Origin of the sequence: Shewanella atlantica (genome assembly GCF_003966265.1) — a bacterium.
Taxonomy (GTDB): domain Bacteria; phylum Pseudomonadota; class Gammaproteobacteria; order Enterobacterales; family Shewanellaceae; genus Shewanella; species Shewanella atlantica.
This window is the reverse complement of the sequence record NZ_RXNV01000001.1, coordinates 1,152,570-1,174,702: the sequence shown is the minus strand read 5'-3', so window position 1 is coordinate 1,174,702 and position 22,133 is coordinate 1,152,570. Positions and strand designations below refer to the sequence as shown.

Here is a 22,133-nt window from a genome sequence, read left to right as displayed (position 1 = left end):
TCCTGCACGGGTGAATAGGCAAGCAGGTCTCATTGGCCTCAAGAGTTAAAATATTATGACAATACAGATATTACCGCCGCAACTGGCAAACCAAATCGCGGCGGGTGAAGTTGTCGAAAGACCCGCCTCAGTGATTAAAGAGCTGGTTGAAAATAGTCTGGATGCCGGTGCCACTCGGGTCGATATAGAGATCGAGAAAGGCGGCAGTAAACTGATTAAAATTCACGACAATGGCTCTGGGATCTCAAAAGAGGATCTAGGCCTTGCTTTGTCGAGACATGCCACCTCAAAACTCAATTCTCTCGATGACCTTGACGCTATTCTCAGCTTCGGATTTCGTGGTGAGGCGTTAGCAAGTATCAGCTCCGTTTCCCGGCTAACCTTAACTTCCCGAACGGCCGACCAAGTTGAAGCCTGGCAAGCATATGCCGAAGGCTCTGATATGGCGGTGAAAGTGATACCTGCCGCCCATCCGGTTGGTTCAACCGTTGAAGCCGTCGATTTGTTTTTCAATACGCCAGCGAGAAGACGATTTCTTAAGAGTGATAAAACAGAGTTCACCCATATCGATGAGTGGCTTAAACGTATTGCTTTGGTGCGCAGTGATATTCACTTCACCCTGAAGCATAACGGCAAGGTAGTGCGAAACTACCGTGCAACCAGTACTCAAGATCAATATCTGCAACGTTTAGCTCAGATCAGTGGTAAAAAATTTGCCGAGCAGGCGATTGAGATCAACTGTCAGCACGATGATCTTAAGTTAACTGGTTATATTCAATCTCCTTTCTTTGAAGCGCCGGCGAGTGATACTCAATATTTTTATGTTAATGGCAGATTGGTACGTGACAGGCTGGTTAATCATGCCGTGAGGCAAGCATTTGCCGAGCATGTGACCGGAGAGCAAGCAAGCTATGTATTGATGCTTGAGCTGGATCCACATCAGGTCGATGTTAATGTACACCCAGCTAAACATGAAGTTAGGTTTCATCAGAGTCGTTACGTGCATGACTATATTTTTCAAGCCCTACAATCTGCTCTTCAGCAAGTTGGTAGGTTAGCTATCGATTCAGATAATACGCCCGATACTGGTTTTCGCCCCCAGAGTCGTGAGACCGAAAATAGTGGTTATGGCGTTACTGAGCCAGGCCATTCAAGACATGATTATTCACATCAGACTCCATCAAGCATAGAAAGAAATCGTCAGAGCTTTTCTTCGCCTATTTCAGCTTCTCCTTCCCGCGAGCCTCAACCACAGATAAGAGGAGGTTCGGCTTCTCCTTATCGCCCACAAACGGAATTGCCCAGTGCCGAGGCGATAGCATCCTATGGAGAGCTATTAAAGACACCTAATGTGGAGCAAGGAGATAGAGGTAACAAGGAGCTTCAATCTAATTTGACCATGCCGCCACTCTTGGCGGGAGAATACTGGGTTCTTGCTCAGGGAGAGCAACTGATACTCTTACCAGTTAAAATCGTTTCGAGCTGGCTTTTGCAACATGAGATCTCAGATAAACTCGATAGCGGGCTGGTTAGCCAGCCATTATTGATGCCAGTTTCTATCGCTATGGATGAAACTTGGGGCGATACACTTACTGAAAGAGAATTATTGCTCAGAAAAATAGGAATTGAGGTAACAATTCGTCTCGGGCAGTTGATTATAAAGAAAGTGCCCCCATATTTAAGACAGAGCCAATTAGTCACAGTCATACCTGATTTACTGCAGTGGCTTAGGTTCGAAGAACCGAATAATGAAGCATTGGCTTGCTGGCTTGCAAAACATGACGATAAGAGATTTGAATCAGCACCGGATACCTGGTTAGCGTTTAGCCAGTTAGATGACAATGATCGAGAAGAATTAATTCAGAAAGCCAAGGTTTTACCTTGGCAATCATGGCTGGAAGAGCAATCGAGTGACTGAACAGAATATGCCAAAAATTATAACGTTAATGGGGCCTACGGCCTCAGGAAAAACGGCATTAGCGATTGAATTGGTTCAAAAGCACAACTGTGAAATTATCTCAGTCGATTCTGCACTTATCTACCGTGGTATGGATATAGGCACTGCCAAACCCAATGCCGATGAGCTTGCCGTTGCGCCGCATAGGTTGATCGATATAAGAGATCCGGCAGAAAGTTATTCGGCGGCCGATTTCAGGGCCGATGCGCTATGTGAAATAGAGCAGATATTAAAGGCCGGGAAAACACCACTATTAGTTGGTGGAACCATGATGTATTTTAAGGCTTTAGTGGAAGGTCTTTCCCCACTTCCCGGTGCCGATGAGGCTGTGCGCGAACAAATTATCGTGGAAGCTGAGCAGCGCGGTTGGCAAGATATGCATGATGAACTTAAGCGTCTTGATCCTGTCTCATCTGAACGTATACATCCGAATGACCCTCAAAGGTTAATCAGGGCGCTGGAAGTATGCAGGGTCAGTGGCAAGTCAATGACCGAATTGAGCCAAATTAAGTCAGAGCCTCTGCCTTATGATGTCGTTCAATTTGCTATATCACCAAAAGATCGCAAAGTGTTACATCTTTCTATAGAAGAAAGATTCAAATTGATGTTAAATCAAGGTTTCGTCGATGAAGTTCGCGCCTTGAAAGAAAGGGGTGATCTGGATTTAGCGCTTCCTTCGATGAGATGTGTAGGCTACAGACAATGTTGGCAATATCTGGATGGTGAATATGACTATGATACTATGGTCGAAAAAGCGATAGTTGCTACTAGGCAATTAGCCAAGCGTCAATTAACATGGTTGAGAGGCTGGCCTGAGTTAAATTGGCTGGAAAGTGGTGTAGATTCTAATCTAAATACCGTATTGCGACATTGTCGCTAGCTAATTAGGCCTCACTATATAATACTAAAACCAAACAAAAAGTTGTGTTGTATTAGTTTTACTACTTATTTTAATTAAAAAGGAAATTATAAAATGGCAAAGGGGCAATCTTTACAAGACCCGTTTTTGAACGCACTGCGCCGTGAGCGCGTTCCTGTTTCAATTTATCTTGTTAATGGCATTAAGTTACAAGGGCAAGTTGAGTCATTTGACCAGTTTGTTATTTTGTTGAAAAACACGGTAAGCCAAATGGTTTACAAGCACGCTATCTCTACAGTTGTGCCTGCTCGCCCATTTAATGTTAACAGTCACACTGCAGCGCCTAGCCCTGCTGGTGGTTTTAATGGTCAGCAAGACGATAACAACGACCAGTAATAAATTAAGGAGTTTGCTTTTTGTTTGAGCGTTATGAAGCGGGAGAGAATGCGGTCCTTGTTCATATCGACTTTTCCGATGAAGATAGTAGGGAGGATCTAGTCGAACTCCAATTATTGGTAGAGTCGGCTGGGGCCCAGTCAATCGGAGTGATAACAGGAAGTCGCCGAGCACCGGACCGAAAATTTTTCGTAGGTTCGGGAAAGGCCGATGAGTTAGCTGCCTTAGTTGCAGCGACTGAGGCAAATGTGGTGATTTTTAATCATGCATTAAGTCCAGCTCAAGAGCGAAATCTTGAGCAGTTATGCCAATGTCGAGTGCTGGACCGCACTACACTCATTTTAGATATTTTTGCCCAAAGGGCACGCACGTACGAAGGCAAGTTGCAGGTGGAGCTAGCGCAGTTACGCCATATGTCGACACGCCTGATACGTGGCTGGACCCACCTTGAAAGACAAAAAGGTGGTATTGGTCTTCGGGGACCTGGGGAAACTCAGCTTGAAACCGATAGACGCTTATTACGTGGCCGGATAAGAACGATTAATCGTCGTTTGGAGAAGGTGGATAAGCAACGTGAGCAGAGCCGACGCTCGAGACGTCGTAGCGATTTAGCGACTGTTTCTCTGGTTGGATACACCAACGCCGGTAAGTCTACATTGTTTAATTCACTCACGGCATCAGATGTTTATGCCGCCGATCAGCTTTTTGCCACACTCGATCCTACCTTGAGAAAGTTAGAGTTGAGGGATGGTGCGATAATATTAGCTGATACCGTTGGTTTTATTCGCCATCTACCCCATGACTTAGTTGCTGCATTTAAGGCAACATTACAAGAAACACGAGAAGCGGATCTTTTACTTCACATTGTTGATTGTGCCGATGAGGATATGGGGGATAACTTTGAGCAGGTTCAAAAAGTGCTCAAAGAGATTGATGCTGAAGAGATTCCACAGCTGGTTGTCTGTAATAAGATTGACCTGTTAGAGGATGTAAGCCCGAAGATCGACTATGACTCTGAAGGCGTACCAACACGAGTCTGGGTATCTGCCCAGCAGCAAAAAGGTTTGGAACAACTGAAGGAAGCTATCAACGCAATAGTTGGTAAGACGACTTTAGAATTAACCTTGCAAATTCCAGCAACTGCTGGACATTATCTTGGTCAGTTTTACAGACTTGATGTGATACAGCAGAAAGAGTACGACGATCTGGGGAACTGTATCTTATCTGTTCGTTTGTTGGAGGCCGATTGGCGCCGACTGATGAAACAGAGCCAAGGGGAGTTAGAGACCTTTGTTGTCGAGAATACGGCAGTTGAGTAGGTTTTTAGTAATCTCATTTATTTCACGTACCTATGGAGTGCTAAATGGCTTGGAACGAGCCCGGTAACAAGGGAAAAGACCCTTGGGGAAATAAAAACGGTAACGATAAGGGACCACCAGATCTCGATGAGGTTTTTCGTAATATTTCGAAACGCTTTGGTGGTGGGAAAGGTAGTGGGTCAGGACCAGGGGTCAGTTCATTTGGTCTTGTCATTGTCTTGGGCATCGCACTTGTAGTGTGGGGACTATCGGGTTTCTATACAGTCAAGGAGGCCGAGAAAGGTGTCGCATTGAGGTTTGGTGAATACATTGGTGAAGTCGAGCCTGGCTTACAGTGGAAAGCTACCTTCATCGATGAAGTTTTTCCGGTTAATGTGAGTACTGTTCGCTCGATTCCTGCTTCAGGAAGCATGCTTACGGCTGATGAGAATGTGGTTTTGGTTGAACTCGATGTCCAGTATCGTGTTGTCGACGCATATCGCTTCTTGTTCAGTGCTGTAGATGCCAATGAAAGTTTGCGTGAAGCAACTGACAGTGCGCTGCGTTACGTTGTCGGCCATAACAAAATGGATGACATCTTAACGACCGGTCGTGATCAGATCCGCCGTGATACCTGGGAAGAGGTCGAGCGTATTATCGAGCCTTACCATCTTGGTATTAACATTGTAGACGTTAACTTTTTGCCAGCACGTCCTCCTGAAGAGGTGAAGGATGCATTCGATGATGCTATTTCAGCACAGGAAGATGAGCAGCGCTTTATTCGTGAAGCTGAGGCTTATGCCCGTGCAATTGAACCTAAGGCTCGTGGCCAGGTTCAAAGAATGGAGCAGCAGGCTAATGCATATAAAGAACGCGAAATATTAGAGGCTAAGGGTAAAGTTGCAAGCTTTGAACTATTACTCCCTCAATATAAAGCTGCACCTGAAGTGACACGCGAACGTCTCTATCTTGATGCTATGCAGTCAGTATTAAAAGGCACAAATAAGGTCCTGGTCGACTCGAAGAGCAGTGGCAATATGATGTATCTGCCTTTGGATAAGTTAATGCAAGGTACTCCATCTGACTCTAAGCCTCGCAAAGTGAGTTCTACCTCATCGATGAGTTCATCAAATGAAATTGTTGGTCAGAACAGCATGCCGCTCGATTCTCGTTCGTCTCGCAGCGATAGAACTCGCCAGGGGAGGAATTAAGAATGGGTAGATTAACTGCAATTATTGCAGCGGTACTTGTAGCTGTGTTTTTGTCCTCTATTTTGATTGTTAACGAAGGTGAGAGAGCGATTGTTTCACGCTTCGGAAAGATCTTAAAGGATGATGGCGTAACACGCATCTATGAGCCTGGCTTGCATCTTAAGTTACCAATGATCGATAAGATTAAGTTTCTTGATTCACGTATCCAAACGATGGATGGCGCAGCTGATAGATTCGTAACTTCAGAGAAGAAAGATCTTATGGTCGACTCTTATGTGAAGTGGCGCATATTAGACCATGAGAAATATTATCTTTCGACTAATGGCGGTATTAAAGCGAACGCCGAGTCTTTACTTCAACGTAAGATCAATAACGATCTTCGTACCGAGTTTGGTCGTCGTACGATCAAAGAGATTGTTTCCGGTAGTCGTGACGAGCTTCAACAAGATGCACTTAAAAATGCATCTGAGAGCGCTGCAGACCTAGGAATTGAAGTAGTTGATGTTCGTGTTAAGCAGATCAACTTACCTGCAAACGTAAGTTCGAGTATCTATCAGCGTATGCGTGCAGAACGTACCGCGGTAGCGAAAGAGCATCGAGCGCAAGGTATGGAGCAGTCAGAGATAATTCGCGCCAAGACAGACGCTTCTGTGACGGTTCAGATTGCTGATGCACAACGTAAAGCATTGGAAGTTCGAGGTGAAGGTGATGCGACGGCGGCCAAGATATATGCCGACGCTTTCAATAAGGATCCTGAGTTCTATAGCTTTATACGAAGCCTTGAAGCCTATAAAGAAAGTTTCAGTGGTGAATCAAATGTTATGGTGTTAGAGCCGGATAGCGAATTCTTCAAATATATGAAGAGCTCTCAAGGTAAATAAACCCATTTGAATTAAAAGCCCGACTCTGGTCGGGTTTTTTTTTGCTTACAACTCTTAACTAACTAATTTAGTGATGAATGTTATTGTTGTTTCTATACTTTTCCTGAGTTATTTTTGTTTAAATCGTATATAAGTTCGCATGTTTTTTGAGCTGGAACGGTTATTTTTCTAACATAGTTAACTTTGTTATCTGTTTTACTATGATCTGGTTCTAATTTTTGGCTATAATGAGCCCCGCCTCAAGTTTCGTTTTTGAGTTTCGGGTTAAAACCCTATATTCGAAAAATAATTTAAAACAAAAATTCCAACACTCTCTGGAGATAAGTGGATGAGCAATGCGCCAGTCGATACCGGACGTCGCAGATTTCTGACCGCAGCCACTGCCGTAGTAGGTGGTGTAGGTGCCGTCGCTGTAGCGGTTCCTTTTATAAAGTCATGGAATCCGAGTGCCAAAGCGAAAGCTGCAGGTGCGCCGGTTGAAGTAAATATTAGCAAAGTAGAGCCGGGTCAACTGATCCGTGTAGAATGGCGTGGAAAACCTGTATGGGTTGTACGTCGTACTGAAGAGATCCTGAATAATCTCGCCACTCTCGATGATCAACTACGCGATCCAGCATCAGCAGAAGAGCAACAGCCTGCTTATGCACAAAACGCAGTTCGCTCTATTAATCCTGAGTACTTTATTGCCGTAGGTTTATGTACTCACTTAGGTTGTTCTCCTACCTATCTGCCTGACACATTTGGTGAGCAGGTTGAGGGTGTACCTTCAGGTTTCTTCTGCCCATGTCATGGTTCCAAGTTTGATATGGCTGGTCGAGTATTCCAGGGGGTTCCGGCACCACTGAACCTAGTTGTTCCACCTCACCAGTATATCGACGATGGCAATGTCATCATCGGTGTTGATCAGGGAGCAGTCTAATGGTTAAGAATATTGTTGATTGGATCGATGCTCGCATCCCGATGACGGCGACCTATAATCGCCACGTTGGCCAGTATGCGACACCGACAAACTTTAACTTTTGGTACTTCTTTGGTTCATTAGCTATGTTGGTACTGGTTAATCAGTTACTGACAGGTATCTGGCTAACAATGAACTATGTACCGACTGCCGAAGGTGCGTTTGCTTCGATTGAATATATCATGCGTGATGTTGAGTACGGCTGGTTGTTGCGCTATATGCACTCCACCGGTGCCTCGGCATTTTTTGTTGTCATCTATCTGCACATGTTCCGTGGCTTAATCTACGGTTCTTACCAGAAGCCCAGAGAGCTACTTTGGCTGTTTGGTATGCTTATCTTCCTAGTGTTGATGGCAGAAGCCTTTATGGGTTACCTGTTACCTTGGGGACAGATGTCTTACTGGGGCGCTCAGGTAATTATCTCACTCTTTGGCGCTATCCCGGTCATAGGTGATGATTTAACCTTATGGATCCGTGGTGACTTCGTTGTCTCCGGTGCGACACTGAACCGTTTCTTTGCCTTGCATGTCATCGCATTGCCGCTGGTTCTGGTTGTATTGGTTTTCTTGCACTTAATCGCATTACATGAAGTGGGTTCTAATAACCCTGACGGTATCGAGATTAAGAAGAATAAAGACGAGAATGGCTGGCCTAAAGATGGTATTCCATTCCACCCTTACTACACAGTTAAAGATATCATGGGTGTCGCAGGCTTCTTAATAGTCTTCTGCTACGTGTTGTTCTTTATGCCTGAAGGTGGTGGTTATTTCCTTGAAAAGCCGAATTTCGAAGCGGCTAACCCAATGAAAACGCCCGAGCATATCGCTCCAGTTTGGTATTTCACACCTTTCTACGCCATTTTACGTGCGATCCCTGATAAGTTGTTAGGTGTCGTAGGCATGGGACTTGCGATTGCGGTTCTGTTTGTACTGCCTTGGTTAGATCGTTGTAAAGTTAAGTCTGTTCGTTACCGTAGCATGATCCATAAGTTGAATATCGGTCAGTTTGCCGTGTCATTTGTGGTCTTGGGTTATCTAGGCGCTGTCCCTGCGACACCTGCACTGACAATCGCTGCGCGTATATTTACTCTGACTTACTTCGGTTTCTTCTTACTGCTATGGATTTACAGTAAGAATGAGAAGACTAAGCCTGTTCCAGAGAGGTTGACTCACTAATGAAAAAATTACTTATTGCATTAGTTACCTTAGTTACCTTAGTTCCATCTCTAGCATTTGCTGCCGGTGGTTCACACGTTCACTTAGAGAGTGCTAACGTCGATCTAAATGACAAAGAGTCTTTGCAGCGTGGTGTTGATCTGTTTCAACACAACTGTTCTGGTTGTCATAGTACTCAATACCAGCGTTATAGTCGCGTTGCCGAAGATTTAGACATTTCAATCGATGATATGCGTAATAAGTATATGTTCGATGAGAATGCTAAGCCCGGCGATCTGATGCAAAACGCAATACCAGAAGCCGATGCGGCTAAATGGTTTGGCGCAGCGCCACCGGATCTGACTTTAGTTGCACGAGTTCGTGGTGCAGACTGGGTTTACACTTATCTTAAAGGTTTCTATAAAGATGAGAGTCGTCCATTTGGTGTGAACAATACTGTATTCCCGTCGGTAGGTATGCCTCATGTTCTCGAACATCTTCAAGGACTTCCTATAAAACAGGAAGATGGTAGTTTGCTTGCTACCGGCGGTAAACTATCGGCTGAAGAGTATGATCAAGTCGTACGTGATATCACCGGATTCCTGGTTTACTCGGGTGACCCTGTAAAACTTGAGCGTGAAAGCTTAGGTTGGTGGGTGATGGGCTTCCTGTTTATCTTCTTTGTGATAGCTTATCTGCTGAAGAAAGAGTACTGGAGAGATGTACACTAACCACTATAAAGGTTAGAATGTATTATCCGCATATTGTAAACGGGGGGCTTTGCCCCTCGTTTGCTTTTTGTTTTTTTGCTTTTGACTTTTAAGTCCCGGAGGGTATCAATGGCTGTTGCTGCCAATAAACGCTCAATCATGACCCTGTATTCAGGTGCAGATGATCTCTATAGTCACCAAGTTCGTATCGTCTTGGCTGAAAAGGGAGTAACTGTTGATGTGCTACAGGTTGAACCAAGTGAGATGCCTGAAGATTTAATCGAACTAAACCCTTATAACACAGTACCGACATTGGTTGACCGTGAGTTAGTGCTTTATAACTCTCGCATCATCATGGAGTACTTGGATGAGCGTTTCCCGCATCCGCCTCTTATGCCTGTTTATCCGGTATCTCGCGGTCGTACTCGTTTAATGATGAACCGTATCGAAACGGATTGGTATTCATTAGTCGATCGTATCAGAAGTGGTGACCGTGCCGATGCAGCTCGTAAAGAGCTTCAAGAGAGCCTAACCGCAATCGCTCCGGTATTCTCTGAGATGCCATACTTTATGGCTGAAGAGTTTGGATTGGCCGACTGCTACCTTGGTCCACTACTTTGGCGTTTACCTGTACTGGGTATCGAGCTCGATATGCGTACAGCTAAAGAAGTTAAGGCCTACATGACACGCTTGTTCGATCGTGAGTCATTTAAAGCATCTTTAACTGAGGCCGAGCGCGAAATGCGCATGGGTATCTAATGAAACCTATGACACCGAACCGTCCATACTTGCTGCAAGCATATTATGACTGGTTGATGGATAATGAGTTAACGCCACATGTCGTCGTCGACGCCTATGTTCCGGGTACTCAGGTTCCACAACAGTATGTGAAAGATGGTCAAATTGTACTTAATATTACCGCTTCAGCTGTAGGCAACCTACAGATTGGGCATGACTTTATTGAGTTCAGTGCCCGTTTTGGTGGCGTTCCTCAGCAAGTTGTTTTGCCGATGGCTGCGATTGTTGCAATCTATGCCAGAGAAAATGGAGCTGGTACTGTTTTCGATATGGAAGAAGCATATCAGCTTGAAGATGAGTCTGTTGAAGCTGGGTTAACCGTTGTTGAAGAAGCAGCAGTTGAACCTGTATTGACAGAAGAAACTCCTCAAGCACCAGAACCTAAGCGTCGAGGTCACCTCACGTTGGTTAAGTAGTTCTTAGTCTCCAAAAAAAGCCAGTCAGTGACTGGCTTTTTTTATATCTGTTTTCCAACCGATCTATTGATCCGATTTTGCTCTGTGAGGTGATCCCGCTGGCGCACTGTGGTAGCATCTGCGGCCAATTACAATGACATATTTCACCTACAGGATATCGGGCCCTCTATGCTCTTGATGATCGATAACTACGACTCATTCACCTTTAATCTAGTGCAGTATTTTCAGCAACTGGGTCAAGAGGTCGTGGTTAAGCGTAATGATGAGGTCACTATCGAGCAGATTACATCATTAAAGCCGACTCATCTGGTGATCTCTCCGGGTCCCTGTAGCCCGAATGAAGCGGGAGTCTCATTGTCAGCCATAGCGTATTTTGCCGGCAAATTACCGATATTGGGTGTCTGTCTGGGCCATCAAGCTATCGCACAAGTATTTGGCGCGAATGTGATTCGTGCTAAGCGGGTAATGCATGGGAAAACGAGTGCTATCGAACATCTTGGAACCGGCCTGTTTCAGGGGCTCAATAACCCACTGACGGTGACGCGCTATCATTCTTTGCTGGTAGACTCGGTACCCGAGCACTTTAGGCTTGATGCCTGGTATCAAGATCCTATACATGGAATGGAGATCATGGCCATGAGACATGACACCTTGCCTATATATGGGGTTCAATTTCACCCTGAGTCTGTGCTTACCGAGCAAGGTCATGAGCTTTTACGAAATTTCTTGAACGTTTGAGGCCCTGTTTACCTAGGCAGTCAGATACTCCCCATATAGAAGCGACTTTAGTAGGCAATGCTTCAGGGCCGGAAGGTTCGATTGCTTTATACAATAGCTATCTTAAAACTCTATCTTTGTTTAAACCTCTGTTACAAGTTTTATAAATATTCCTAATTCAACGTCATTCCATTTGTGTTATAAATATCCGCAAAATAATAGCAACGTGCCTTGCCCATGTCAGCGGTATAGACGTTCGTTGAAAAACAATAAAGGAAGGGAAATGACAGGACTGATCCGTAATTCTGGTCTTAGTTTAATTGCGATAGCGATATTGGGGGGCTGTGCAAACAGCGAGAGTCTTGTCGCTGCACAAAAGCAAGAGAAGCATACTAAGGTACAAGCAGAACTCACAGCACCTCCTAAGGTCGGAGCAGATCTGACCTTGAATCAGATCATGGCTAACCCTGATTGGATGGGAATACTAGCTAAAGGTGCCTATTGGAGTGATGATAGCCAGTCTATCTACTTTGCTCGTCAGGCCCATGGCGCACCAATAAAAAACCATTACCGCCAGAATGTGTCGGGGGGAGAGGCAACTCAGCTCAAGCTGGAACAACTTCATGGTGCCGATCAAGAGTCCGGAGTTTTTGATAAGAACAAAAACCGAAAAGCCTATATATATCAGGGTAACCTCTTCGTAAAAGAGTTGGCGACGGGTCAGATAATTCAACTTACCAGACAAAATGACAATGTAGACGGGGTACGATTCCTAACAAATGGTGATATTGCCTTCTGGCAGGGAAGCACCGTTTATCGTATTCATCAGGACTCGGGTATGTTTGAGCAACTGGCAAGCATCAAGATGGATGTTAAGCCTAAAGCTGTAGAGGCTCCAGCTAGCTATATTGCCAAGCAGCAACATAGGTTAATTCAATATGTTGCGATGCAGCAGGCTAATGCAAAGAAGAGAGAAGAGTACGGCAACGAACTTAGCAAGCTAGACCCGACGATTGCTGCAAAAGCCTGGTATTTGGGGGATAAAGAGAAGGTGTCAGACTTAAGCCTCTCTCCAGATGGTAATTTCGTGCTCTTGTCACTAATTGATAAGGATTACAGTTGGCGAAGTGAACATGACATCATGCCGAATTATCTGGGTAAAGATGGCTATGTTGATGCCGTACCTGCAAGGGCTCGTGTTGCCGAAGATAATCCACCGGGGGAGCGTTTAGTATTACTCGATCTTCAAAATCACAGTTCAACGGATATCACTATCGAAGGTCTTGAAGGTTTCGATGAAGATGTTCTGGCTGAGGTTAAGTCTGAAAATGCTAAGTTAGCAGGCGAAACTTATAAGAGTGAAAGGACACCTCGTAAGATCCAATTGATGCAGGATTGGGGCTGGTCTCAAAGTGCCATTCAATGGCAGGAGTCTGCAAATCGGGTCGCCATCATGCTCGAAGCCGTCGACAATAAAGATCGTTGGATAGCTACACTGGATCTTAAAAAGGGAGCTATGAAGACCCAGCACAGATTGCATGATGAAGCTTGGGTTAACTATAATTTCAATCAATTTGGTTGGTTGCCTGATACGAATAATCTTTACTATCTCTCAGAAGAAACCGGCTATTCACATATCTATATTAAGCAAGAGGGCAAGCAGCCCGAGCCCCTCACTCAAGGCAAGTTTGTCGTAAGCGATATCACCTTAGGCCCTAAGGCTCAATTTATCTACTATAAGGCAAATAAGCAGCATCCTGGCATAGATAACGTTTACCGAGTCTCAGTTAAGACAGGTAAAGATGAGCAGTTAACTCAGTGGGATGGCCAACTCGATTATACTTTGAGCCCGGACGGAAACTCGCTGCTGCTCAGCGCGTCTCGTCGAACTGAACCTGAAGAGCTATATATTCAACCTATCGGCGGTGCTATCAAGAAACTGACTTCATACACCAGTGACGCCTTTAAGGAGTATCAGTGGCAAGCGCCTGAAGTGGTCGCAGTACCTTCGACCCATGGCGCCGATGATGTCTATGCCAGAGTCTATCTTCCTCAAGGTTACGATGAGAGTCGAAGCGAAAAGTATCCTGCAGTGATTTTCAATCATGGAGCAGGCTACCTGCAAAATGCTCACTACGGGTTCTCCGGTTACTTCAGAGAGTTCATGTTCCATAACCTGCTGACTCAGAAAGGTTATGTTGTCTTGGATATGGATTATCGTGGTTCTAAAGGCTATGGACGTGATTGGCGTACTGCTGTTTACCGTAACATGGGGCACCCGGAAGTTGAGGACTTGAAGGATGGCGTCAGCTGGATGGCTGCCAATGCTAATGTTGATGCGGGTAAAGTTGGCACCTATGGTGGCTCTTATGGGGGCTTCCTGACCTTTATGGCATTGTTTACCGAGCCCGAGCTTTTCCAGGCCGGTGCTGCGCTACGTCCTGTGACAGATTGGGCACACTATAATGCACCCTATACCTCAAATATACTTAACACACCTGATGTTGACGGGATTGCCTACGAACGAAGCTCACCCATAGAGCATGCTCAGGGGCTGCAAAAACCACTTCTTATCATGAGTGGTGTATTGGATGACAACGTATTCTTCCAGGACAGTGTTCGTCTGGTACAGCGCTTAATTGAGCTGGAGAAGCCCATGTTTGAGACAGCGATTTACCCTGTAGAGCCTCACGGGTTTAAGCAGCCTTCGAGTTGGTTAGATGAGTACCGTCGTATCTATAAGTTATTTGAGCAAGAGCTTAAGTAACGCACTAATTGTTTAATGAAAGGTCTCTAAATAGAGGCCTTTTTTATGGGCCACGAGAATATTTGGGGGGAGGATTAGTGTGAGCGGATACAAAACCAGAATATTGAAACGAGTGATAAATCAACATTTGAGATATGCGTTTAGTTCAAACTCCATCATAATCAGTGGATTCAAGGTAAATTATGCTAAATTATAGAGATAGATAACGATTGGAGAGATGTAGACAGTGGCGATATCGGTAGCGGGGGGCGTTAGACCCGGGAAAGTCATAGAGATTGAACATAGGCTATACCAGCAACTTATTGTTGGTAAACAAAAGTCTGGTTCTATGTATGATGAGCTCGACGCCGAACTCGAGGCCGATGCCAGTAAGCTTGCTATCGAGAGGGAAGCTATTCTGGAAAGGATGGCAAAACAGATCCAGGCAAAACAAGTATTTGAAGAGGTTTCCACTCAACTGATAAATACCGTTAATAATGCGATAGGACATCAGTTGGCATCGCCCGACTCGATATTGACCTACTCGGGAATAAATGAAAATCAGCTTCTTATCCTGGAACTTTTACAGCGTAAAAACCTCGATATTAACCGTCTTAGCCCTCTTATTACCGAACAGGCATGGCTAGCCAGAGATCTGCTTAATATTGTCAATAGCCCCTCTTTCAGGCATCGTCGGCCACAACGTTCCGATGTTAAAGTTACCGATATAAAGTTAGTGGTTAACTTTATTGGGGGAGAAAATCTCAGATTATTGGTACCTTACTTTTGTTTGCGAAACTGGTTACCTTCAGGTCATGCAAATCTGCTGTGGACTACCAGAAAATTATGGCGTTACTCGGTTGTGAGTGCTATTGCTGCCCAAGCATTAGCTAAGCTCCACGGTAAGGGCTGCTCATTCGTTTATACCTGCACCCTATTAAGCCAGCTTGGTGCGTCTGTAGTGCTTAAGAATAGCGCAACCTTGTTTGAGAAAACATGGGGAGAGTGGCTCCGTGAAGCCAGCGATAGCCGGGATAAAGAACTTTATGATGCAGTTGTGGCAACCGAGTTTCCCGCGGAAAAGGTATATAACCTGGTTCTGAAGCATGGAAGCTCACTTAATTGGCAACTTCTTCAGCAATTAAATTTTAAAGACAGTGCTATGGCCAAAGTCTTAGCCGAACTCGATAATAATCTGAGCTATAAAGAACTGTCTGACGATGCGGCTATGGTAGCCCGAGCGAACTGCTTTGCCAAAATAGTTCTGCTGGAGGAGATGCGTCAGATCACGCCTCAGGAAAAACGTATAATGTTTGATTATTATGAGCTCTCTGAACAGGAGGTAATTCGTTTAAAAGGCCAAAACTATCGTAAATTAGATATTATTTAGGCTCCCCCTCCCCATTTTGTTTTTCCCTCATCTTTGTCTTTTCATTTTATAAAAAGCCGCCATAATTTTTGTGAACGGCTTTTGGGTTTAGCTGTGTTCAAGTGAACTTCAGGTCATTTAAAAGCAGTCAATTTCATTTTCAGCGGGTCTTTTATGCGGTTTTATATGCACATGCTGTGCATACTTAGCCGTATTGGCCTCGAGTAACTTTTTTTATGACTAATTATGCTCAAAACCCCCGCTATAAACGCTTGTATAATTCTTAAACTCAACTCTTTATGCATTAAATGTGCGCTGATGCTCCTACTTGAGTGTAAGAAACTGGTATTTTGATCACATTTTCGTTATTAATGTCACTTAAGCAATCTAAACAATCACCGCCATCAAGACTTTTGATAACGATAAAAGGCGGGAAGTAGTGGCTTTCAGAGCCATTAACAATAATAAAGGAAGAGAAGGTATGAGCGTAAACAACACCCTGACAAGAGCCCAATTTGATGAAGTGATGGTGCCTAACTATGCGCCTTCGGCAGTAATTCCTGTTCGTGGAGAAGGTAGCCGAGTTTGGGATCAAGAGGGTAATGAGTTTATCGATTTTGCCGGTGGTATAGCAGTAAATTGTTTAGGTCACTGTCATCCGGCACTGGTTGGTGCATTGAAAGAACAAGGTGAGAAACTATGGCACCTTTCAAATGTAATGACCAATGAACCAGCTCTTGAACTTGCAACAAAACTGGTTAACGCTACATTTGCAGATCGAGTGTACTTTGCTAACTCGGGCGCAGAAGCTAACGAAGCGGCACTTAAACTGGTTCGTCGTTATGCTATGGATAAGTTTGGTGCCGAGAAAGATCAAATCATCGCTTTCGATAAGGCGTTCCATGGTCGTACTTTCTTCACCGTTAGTGTTGGTGGCCAAGCGGCATATTCAGATGGCTTCGGTCCTAAGCCACAGAGCATTACTCATGTACCATTCAATGATATTGCCGCTCTTGAAGCTGTGATCTCAGATAAGACTTGCGCCATTATGATGGAGCCGCTTCAAGGTGAAGGCGGTATCATCGATGCAGACCCTGAATTCCTCAAAGCTGTTCGTGCTTTGTGTGATAAGCACAACGCCCTGCTTGTATTCGATGAAGTTCAAACCGGTGTTGGTCGTTTGGGTGAGCTATATGCCTATATGCGCTCAGATGTCGTCCCTGATGTACTGACAACGGCTAAGGCTCTTGGTGGTGGATTCCCGATAGCGGCTATGTTGACCACTAAAGAGATTGCCGATCACCTTAAGATTGGTACTCATGGTTCGACTTATGGTGGTAACCCATTGGCATGTGCCGTCGGTAATGCCGTGCTCGATGTGGTCAATACTCCTGAAGTTCTCGATGGGGTTAAGATGCGTGAGCAGTTGATAAAAGATGGTCTGAACAAAATCAATGAGAAGTATGAAGTATTCTCAGAGGTGCGTGGCCAAGGTCTTCTTTTAGGGGCTGTGCTCAATGATAAATATCAGGGACGTGCTAAGGAGTTCCTGGTTGCTTCAGTAAGCGAAGGACTGATGAGCCTAATCGCAGGGGCAAACGTTGTTCGTTTCACTCCCTCTCTGGTTATTCCCGAAGCCGACATCGCCGAAGGTTTAGCACGTTTTGAGCGTGCAGTTGCTAAAGTCGTTGCGGCCTAGATGACATGAAAGAGTGCTGATTCTTATCAAGCACTCTTTTTTTTGTCATTTGGAATACTTGAACCTTAACTGTGATCTGCTTGTCTTAGAATGGATAGGGATCGTTAAGCGACGAGTGAAAGTGAGGAGATCCTGAGATGTTAATTATACGTCCTATCCGATCCAGCGACTTTGAAGCGCTTTATCAAATAGCTGAAGAATCCGGACATGGGTTTACATCATTGCCTGTCAATGAAGATCTACTAAGAAAGAAAATTGCCCGCGTAGAAGCTTCATTTCAAAAGCAGGTCGATAAACCATTCGATGAAGGTTACCTGATGGTGCTCGAAGATACAGATACCGGCGAAGTCGTCGGTACTTGTGGTCTCGAGGCGGCCGTTGGAATGGAAGATGCGTTTTACCACTATCGATTAGGGACCGAAGTCTATTACTCAGAACAGATCGATGTGAGAAATGAAGTTGAAACCTTGACCCTGTGCCATGATTACACCGGTGCAGCTGAGCTGTGTACGCTTTTCTTGCGTAGCTCATATCGAAAGAACAATAACGGTAGAATGCTGTCACGCAGTCGTTTTCTGTTTTTAGCTCAGCACGCGCAGCGATTCGGTGAAACTGTGATTGCTGAGATGCGTGGCGAGAGTGACGAAAATGGTAATTCGCCATTTTATGATTGGTTACAGAAGCACTTCTTAGGTATCGATTTTGTCGAAGCCGACTATCTTTCCGGACTTGGACAGAAAGCATTTATGGCCGAAATGATGCCAAAGAATGCCGTGTACGTTTGTTTATTACCGGAAGAAGCCCAAAAAGTTATCGGTGAAGTACACGCTAATACGCGCCCCGCGCTTAACTTGCTACAAGCCGAAGGATTCAGGTGCCGAGGGTATGTCGATATTTTCGATGGTGGTCCGACTGTTGAGTGTAATCTCAGCGATATTCGTTCCGTCAGAGAGAGCCGCTTATTGACCGTGAATATTGGCGATGCGCCCGAATCTGATACCAACTTTATTATCTCAAATACTCAATTAGCTAATTACCGTGCTACCTCTGCTGCACTTCTGCTGACAGAAGGCTGTAATGAAGTGACGATCTCTCCTGAACTCGCTGCAGGTTTACTGCTCGAGCAAGGTGATGAGATCCGTGTCTTAGCTTTGTAGGAATAAATATGACTCAATTTATTAAAGGCCAGTGGGTTGCCGGTCTAGGTCACGAAGTGACTTCAAAAAACCCAGCAAATAATGACGTTATCTGGAACAGTCAAACAGCGACGCCCGATCAGGTTAATACCGCAGTTGAAGCGGCACGTGACGCGCAGTTTGATTGGTTTATGTTAGGTTTCGAGGGACGCCTTGCGATTGTAGAGGCGTACCGTGCCCAGTTAGAAGAAAATAAAGCTGAGATAGCCGAAGTGATCGCTCAGGAGACCGGCAAGCCACAGTGGGAAACGGCGACCGAAGCGGGTGCCATGATTGGTAAGATTGGCTTGTCTGTGGCAGCTTACAATAAGCGCACAGGCACATCAGAGAATGATACGCCTGCAGGACGCGCTGTCCTTCGTCATAAGCCCCATGGTGTCGTTGCCGTTTTCGGTCCTTATAACTTCCCGGGTCACCTGCCTAATGGTCATATAGTGCCGGCACTGCTTGCGGGTAATACAGTCGTTTTCAAACCATCTGAGTTAACCCCTAAAGTTGCCGAGTTGATGTTGAAGCTTTGGGAGAAGGCTGGACTGCCTGCCGGCGTTATCAACTTAGTACAAGGCGAAGTTGAAACCGGAAAAGCGCTGGCATCTCACCCTCAGATCGATGGTTTGTTCTTTACCGGAAGCTCTCGCACCGGGCACATCTTGCATCAACAGTATGCAGGCGATCCCGGAAAGATTCTGGCATTAGAGATGGGAGGGAATAACCCTCTCATAATCAAAGGCGTTAAAGACAGTAAGGCGGCGGTGCACGACATTATTCAGTCTGCATACATCTCCTCCGGTCAACGTTGTACCTGTGCGCGTCGTTTGTATGTGGAGAAAGGTGCAGAGGGCGATGCTTTACTGGCTCAACTCACCGATGCCATTAAGCGTATTGCGGTTGGGGCATGGAACGCTCAGCCACAGCCGTTTATGGGGTCAATGATCTCAGAGACTGCCGCTAAGGGAATGGTGGAAGCTCAACGTAACCTGGTGAACTTAGGCGGAACTTCATTAGTTGAGTTAACCCATGTTGAGCCGGGAACTGGCCTGGTATCTCCGGGGTTAATCGATGTAACTCAGGTTATCGAACTGCCTGATGAGGAGTACTTCGGTCCTCTGTTGCAAGTTGTTCGCTATACCGACTTCGATGAGGCGATCAAGTTAGCTAACAATACCCGCTACGGACTTTCTGCCGGGATCCTTGCCGATAATCGTGACGATTATGAGTATTTCCTTGCGCGTATTCGTGCCGGGATTGTTAACTGGAATAAGCAGATCACTGGTGCATCTGGTGCGGCTCCCTTCGGTGGCGTAGGCGCATCGGGTAACCATAGAGCGAGCGCATTCTATGCTGCCGACTACTGTGCTTATCCGGTTGCTTCTGTTGAAGCGGACGAAGTTAGCCTTCCCGCTAATTTGAGTCCTGGTTTGAGCATTTAAGTACTAGGACGTTCAGTCATTAAAATTTGGTGGGAAATATCCTTATGATATTTCCCGCTTTTTAAGAGACGTAGAAAAGAATACGCCTCCACTCTCGCCCGATTATCTCGTGAAAATAATAAAAGACTTTTTGTGAAAGTAATAAAAGACCTCTCGTGAAAAAAATAAAAGACTTCGCCCGCACAGTTTGCGATTAGCGACACGATGCCCTAAAGGAAGAAATTGATGCACACAGATATTAATAAGCTTTTTGAATCTCTTTGGAATGATTATGTTGAAATGACGCCTTCGGCGGCTAAGGTTCATCAATTATTGTCCAAGGGTGACACCATTATTAACGACCATATTGCCCTACGAACTTTCAATATTGAAAAGGTTAATTTGGCGGTATTGTCCGCTCATTTCGAAGCCTTAGGTTATGTAGATTGTGGCGATTACAATTTCGAAGCAAAGAAGCTTAAAGCCAAGCATTTTGAACATCCGGATGCTACTCAACCAAAAGTATTTATCTCTGAGCTTCTCGTTGAAGAGTTTAGTGATGAGTTGCAGACAATCATCAAAGGGTTAGTCACTCAAATCGAGAGTTCAGCCACAAGAGCCGATAACTTCCTCTATTCAGGTCGTCATTGGGAGCTGGATTACACCACCTACGAAACCTTGCTTGCAGAGAGTGAATACGCTGCTTGGGTAGCCGCATTTGGCTACCGTGCCAATCACTTTACAGTATCAATTAATCATCTACCTGGATATACCAGCATTTTAGATGTTAATGAAACACTTAAGAAGGGAGATTTTGTCCTTAACTCTGCCGGTGGTGAGGTTAAAGGTTCAGCAGAAGTTTTGCTTGAACAGTCTTCGACTATGGCAGATAAGATAGAGGTAAGCTTTAAAGACACTCAGAAAGAGATCCCAAGCTGTTTCTATGAGTTTGCCTTACGCTATCCTAAGTCCGATGGAGAGCTTTACACAGGCTTTGTGGCGGCCTCAGCGGATAAGATCTTTGAGAGTACTAATGCAAGTTAATGCAAGTTAATGCGAGTGCAAGCTAACGCGAGCTAATCATTGTCATAAATTAGCCATAAAAAAGGAGCCACAACGGGCTCCTTTTTTGTTACTTTGCTTATAGCTTATAGCTTATAGCTTATAGCTGAGGCTCTTCGCTGTAATCTAAACCATGATAGTTCAGGCAGGCATCGACTTCATTAGCCGAACCTAAGATGACGGCCACACGCTGGTGGATCTCACTTGGTTGGATATCCATTATGGTTTCATAGCCTGTAGATGCCTTACCGCCAGCTTGTTCGACCAGGAATGACATAGGGTTTGCTTCATACATCAATCTTAGTTTGTATGGCTTCTGCGGATTTTTGTTGTCTGTCGGGTAGGTGAAGATACCGCCACGTGAAAGGACGCGGTGAACATCGCCGACCATGGCAGCTATCCAGCGCATGTTGAAGGCTTTTTCTCTCGGACCAATAGTGCCAAGCAGTAGATCGCTGATGTAAGTCTGCATCGGTGCTTCCCAGAAACGCTGGTTAGACATATTGATGGCAAACTCACCCGTATCTTTACTGATACTCATCGCTTCAGTGGTTAGCAAGTACTCATTGGTTTCAGGGTTTAAGGTGAAAAGTTGTACACCATTCCCTGTGGTTAAGGCCAACATGGTCGATGGACCATAAAGCACGTAGCCCGCGGCGACTTGCTGACGGCCCGCTTGCAGGAAGCTGGATTCGGATAGCTCACCAGTTGGGGCTGGAAGTACTGAAAAAATCGTTCCCACTAACGAGTTAATATCTATGTTCGATGATCCGTCGAGCGGATCGAAACAGACCAGATATTCGCCCTTATCACCGACTTCGACAATATAATCTTCCTCTTCCGATGCCAGACCGCGAACTGTGTTATCGCCCTTTAATGCATCTTTGAGCATATCGTTGGTGATAACGTCGAGTTTTTTCTGTGTCTCACCTTGAACATTTTCTTGCTCAGTCGCACCGAGTACACCGGCAAGCGCGCCGTGGCGTACGGCATGACTGATCTCTTTGGAGGTGTTAGCTAAGGTATGAATAAGCTGAGTCAGAGAGGCATTTACCCCTTGTGACGTCAGGTTTTGGGCCAAGGTCTGCATGTTATTTCCTATGACAATTTCGAGTTTTGGTTCGAGTTGAGGTCGGTAAACTTTTATTTGTGCGGATCATACCTGAGATCGAACCTTTTTTCAGCGTAGGTACGGGGCAAATGTGCAGCAAATAACGACTGTTTTTGTTTTATCAGACTTTAGTGCACAATGACGGGCACTATTTATGTTCATTTATCACAAATTCGAACATGTGAA

Annotated in this window: 19 protein-coding genes; 18 read left to right on the top strand and 1 reads right to left on the bottom strand. The window is 45.1% G+C overall.

Annotated features, from left to right (window positions below):
• Positions 1-55 precede the first annotated feature (55 nt).
• The 18 genes from mutL to EKG39_RS04985 all read left to right on the top strand — a co-directional run bounded on the left by mutL (position 56) and on the right by EKG39_RS04985 (position 20,818).
• Positions 56-1,918, top strand: a complete 1,863-nt coding sequence (mutL, locus tag EKG39_RS05070) for a DNA mismatch repair endonuclease MutL (protein ID WP_126504633.1) — start codon at positions 56-58, stop codon at positions 1,916-1,918.
• Positions 1,911-2,837: a tRNA (adenosine(37)-N6)-dimethylallyltransferase MiaA gene (miaA, locus tag EKG39_RS05065; protein ID WP_126504632.1), complete on the top strand. Its 927-nt coding sequence runs from the start codon at positions 1,911-1,913 to the stop codon at positions 2,835-2,837. The genes mutL and miaA overlap by 8 nt, the downstream gene beginning before the upstream one ends.
• A 93-nt stretch (positions 2,838-2,930) precedes the next feature.
• Positions 2,931-3,212 (top strand): RNA chaperone Hfq, encoded by a 282-nt coding sequence (gene hfq / locus EKG39_RS05060; protein WP_012141144.1) that lies wholly within the window; start codon positions 2,931-2,933, stop codon positions 3,210-3,212.
• Positions 3,213-3,232: 20 nt separating this feature from the next.
• Complete coding sequence (hflX, locus tag EKG39_RS05055; RefSeq protein WP_126504631.1) at positions 3,233-4,531, top strand: ribosome rescue GTPase HflX; 1,299 nt, start codon at positions 3,233-3,235, stop codon at positions 4,529-4,531.
• Positions 4,532-4,575: 44 nt separating this feature from the next.
• Complete coding sequence (hflK, locus tag EKG39_RS05050; protein WP_126504630.1) at positions 4,576-5,721, top strand: FtsH protease activity modulator HflK; 1,146 nt, start codon at positions 4,576-4,578, stop codon at positions 5,719-5,721.
• 2 nt (positions 5,722-5,723) lie between these two features.
• Positions 5,724-6,602 carry a protease modulator HflC gene (gene hflC, locus EKG39_RS05045; protein WP_126504629.1) on the top strand — a complete coding sequence of 293 codons (879 nt, stop codon included), beginning with the start codon at positions 5,724-5,726 and terminating at the stop codon, positions 6,600-6,602.
• Between the two features lie 328 nt (positions 6,603-6,930).
• A complete protein-coding gene (gene petA, locus EKG39_RS05040; protein ID WP_126504628.1) occupies positions 6,931-7,521 on the top strand; it encodes a ubiquinol-cytochrome c reductase iron-sulfur subunit in 591 nt (196 codons plus the stop codon).
• Positions 7,521-8,735 carry a cytochrome b gene (locus tag EKG39_RS05035; RefSeq protein WP_126504627.1) on the top strand — a complete coding sequence of 405 codons (1,215 nt, stop codon included), beginning with the start codon at positions 7,521-7,523 and terminating at the stop codon, positions 8,733-8,735. The genes petA and EKG39_RS05035 overlap by 1 nt, the downstream gene beginning before the upstream one ends.
• Positions 8,735-9,445 (top strand): cytochrome c1, encoded by a 711-nt coding sequence (locus tag EKG39_RS05030; RefSeq protein WP_126504626.1) that lies wholly within the window; start codon positions 8,735-8,737, stop codon positions 9,443-9,445. Before EKG39_RS05035 ends, EKG39_RS05030 begins: the two co-directional genes overlap by 1 nt.
• Before the next feature lie 108 nt (positions 9,446-9,553).
• Positions 9,554-10,183: a stringent starvation protein SspA gene (gene sspA / locus EKG39_RS05025; protein ID WP_126504625.1), complete on the top strand. Its 630-nt coding sequence runs from the start codon at positions 9,554-9,556 to the stop codon at positions 10,181-10,183.
• Positions 10,183-10,638, top strand: coding sequence for a ClpXP protease specificity-enhancing factor (locus tag EKG39_RS05020; protein ID WP_126504624.1), 456 nt, complete (start codon positions 10,183-10,185; stop codon positions 10,636-10,638). Before sspA ends, EKG39_RS05020 begins: the two co-directional genes overlap by 1 nt.
• A 168-nt stretch (positions 10,639-10,806) precedes the next feature.
• Positions 10,807-11,376 carry an anthranilate synthase component II gene (locus EKG39_RS05015; protein ID WP_126504722.1) on the top strand — a complete coding sequence of 190 codons (570 nt, stop codon included), beginning with the start codon at positions 10,807-10,809 and terminating at the stop codon, positions 11,374-11,376.
• Positions 11,377-11,638: 262 nt separating this feature from the next.
• Positions 11,639-14,122 carry a S9 family peptidase gene (locus EKG39_RS05010; RefSeq protein ID WP_126504623.1) on the top strand — a complete coding sequence of 828 codons (2,484 nt, stop codon included), beginning with the start codon at positions 11,639-11,641 and terminating at the stop codon, positions 14,120-14,122.
• Positions 14,123-14,348: 226 nt separating this feature from the next.
• A complete protein-coding gene (locus tag EKG39_RS05005) occupies positions 14,349-15,491 on the top strand; it encodes an HDOD domain-containing protein (protein ID WP_126504622.1) in 1,143 nt (380 codons plus the stop codon).
• A 460-nt stretch (positions 15,492-15,951) separates the two neighbouring features.
• Entirely contained in the window at positions 15,952-17,169 is a 1,218-nt protein-coding gene (locus EKG39_RS05000; protein ID WP_126504621.1) for an aspartate aminotransferase family protein, read from the top strand.
• A gap of 137 nt (positions 17,170-17,306) precedes the next feature.
• A complete protein-coding gene (gene astA, locus EKG39_RS04995) occupies positions 17,307-18,326 on the top strand; it encodes an arginine N-succinyltransferase (protein WP_126504620.1) in 1,020 nt (339 codons plus the stop codon).
• Positions 18,327-18,334: 8 nt separating this feature from the next.
• The gene (gene astD, locus EKG39_RS04990) at positions 18,335-19,795 is read left to right on the top strand and encodes a succinylglutamate-semialdehyde dehydrogenase (protein ID WP_126504619.1); all 1,461 of its coding nucleotides are present in this window, start codon (positions 18,335-18,337) and stop codon (positions 19,793-19,795) included.
• A gap of 225 nt (positions 19,796-20,020) precedes the next feature.
• Positions 20,021-20,818 (top strand): DUF1338 domain-containing protein, encoded by a 798-nt coding sequence (locus tag EKG39_RS04985; protein ID WP_126504618.1) that lies wholly within the window; start codon positions 20,021-20,023, stop codon positions 20,816-20,818.
• Positions 20,819-20,936: 118 nt separating this feature from the next.
• On the opposite strand, the gene EKG39_RS04980 is transcribed toward EKG39_RS04985, so the two are convergent.
• Positions 20,937-21,926 carry a class 1 fructose-bisphosphatase gene (locus EKG39_RS04980; protein WP_126504617.1) on the bottom strand — a complete coding sequence of 330 codons (990 nt, stop codon included), beginning with the start codon at positions 21,924-21,926 and terminating at the stop codon, positions 20,937-20,939.
• Positions 21,927-22,133: the final 207 nt, after the last annotated feature.

Coding starts and splice junctions, on each gene's coding strand:
- mutL (WP_126504633.1), top strand. CDS start 56: ATGACAATACAGATATTACCGCCGCAACTGGCAAACCAAATCGCGGCG.
- hfq (WP_012141144.1), top strand. CDS start 2,931: ATGGCAAAGGGGCAATCTTTACAAGACCCGTTTTTGAACGCACTGCGC.
- hflK (WP_126504630.1), top strand. CDS start 4,576: ATGGCTTGGAACGAGCCCGGTAACAAGGGAAAAGACCCTTGGGGAAAT.
- hflC (WP_126504629.1), top strand. CDS start 5,724: ATGGGTAGATTAACTGCAATTATTGCAGCGGTACTTGTAGCTGTGTTT.
- petA (WP_126504628.1), top strand. CDS start 6,931: ATGAGCAATGCGCCAGTCGATACCGGACGTCGCAGATTTCTGACCGCA.
- EKG39_RS05035 (WP_126504627.1), top strand. CDS start 7,521: ATGGTTAAGAATATTGTTGATTGGATCGATGCTCGCATCCCGATGACG.
- EKG39_RS05030 (WP_126504626.1), top strand. CDS start 8,735: ATGAAAAAATTACTTATTGCATTAGTTACCTTAGTTACCTTAGTTCCA.
- sspA (WP_126504625.1), top strand. CDS start 9,554: ATGGCTGTTGCTGCCAATAAACGCTCAATCATGACCCTGTATTCAGGT.
- EKG39_RS05020 (WP_126504624.1), top strand. CDS start 10,183: ATGAAACCTATGACACCGAACCGTCCATACTTGCTGCAAGCATATTAT.
- EKG39_RS05015 (WP_126504722.1), top strand. CDS start 10,807: ATGCTCTTGATGATCGATAACTACGACTCATTCACCTTTAATCTAGTG.
- EKG39_RS05010 (WP_126504623.1), top strand. CDS start 11,639: ATGACAGGACTGATCCGTAATTCTGGTCTTAGTTTAATTGCGATAGCG.
- EKG39_RS05000 (WP_126504621.1), top strand. CDS start 15,952: ATGAGCGTAAACAACACCCTGACAAGAGCCCAATTTGATGAAGTGATG.
- astA (WP_126504620.1), top strand. CDS start 17,307: ATGTTAATTATACGTCCTATCCGATCCAGCGACTTTGAAGCGCTTTAT.
- astD (WP_126504619.1), top strand. CDS start 18,335: ATGACTCAATTTATTAAAGGCCAGTGGGTTGCCGGTCTAGGTCACGAA.
- EKG39_RS04985 (WP_126504618.1), top strand. CDS start 20,021: ATGCACACAGATATTAATAAGCTTTTTGAATCTCTTTGGAATGATTAT.
- EKG39_RS04980 (WP_126504617.1), bottom strand. CDS start 21,926: ATGCAGACCTTGGCCCAAAACCTGACGTCACAAGGGGTAAATGCCTCT.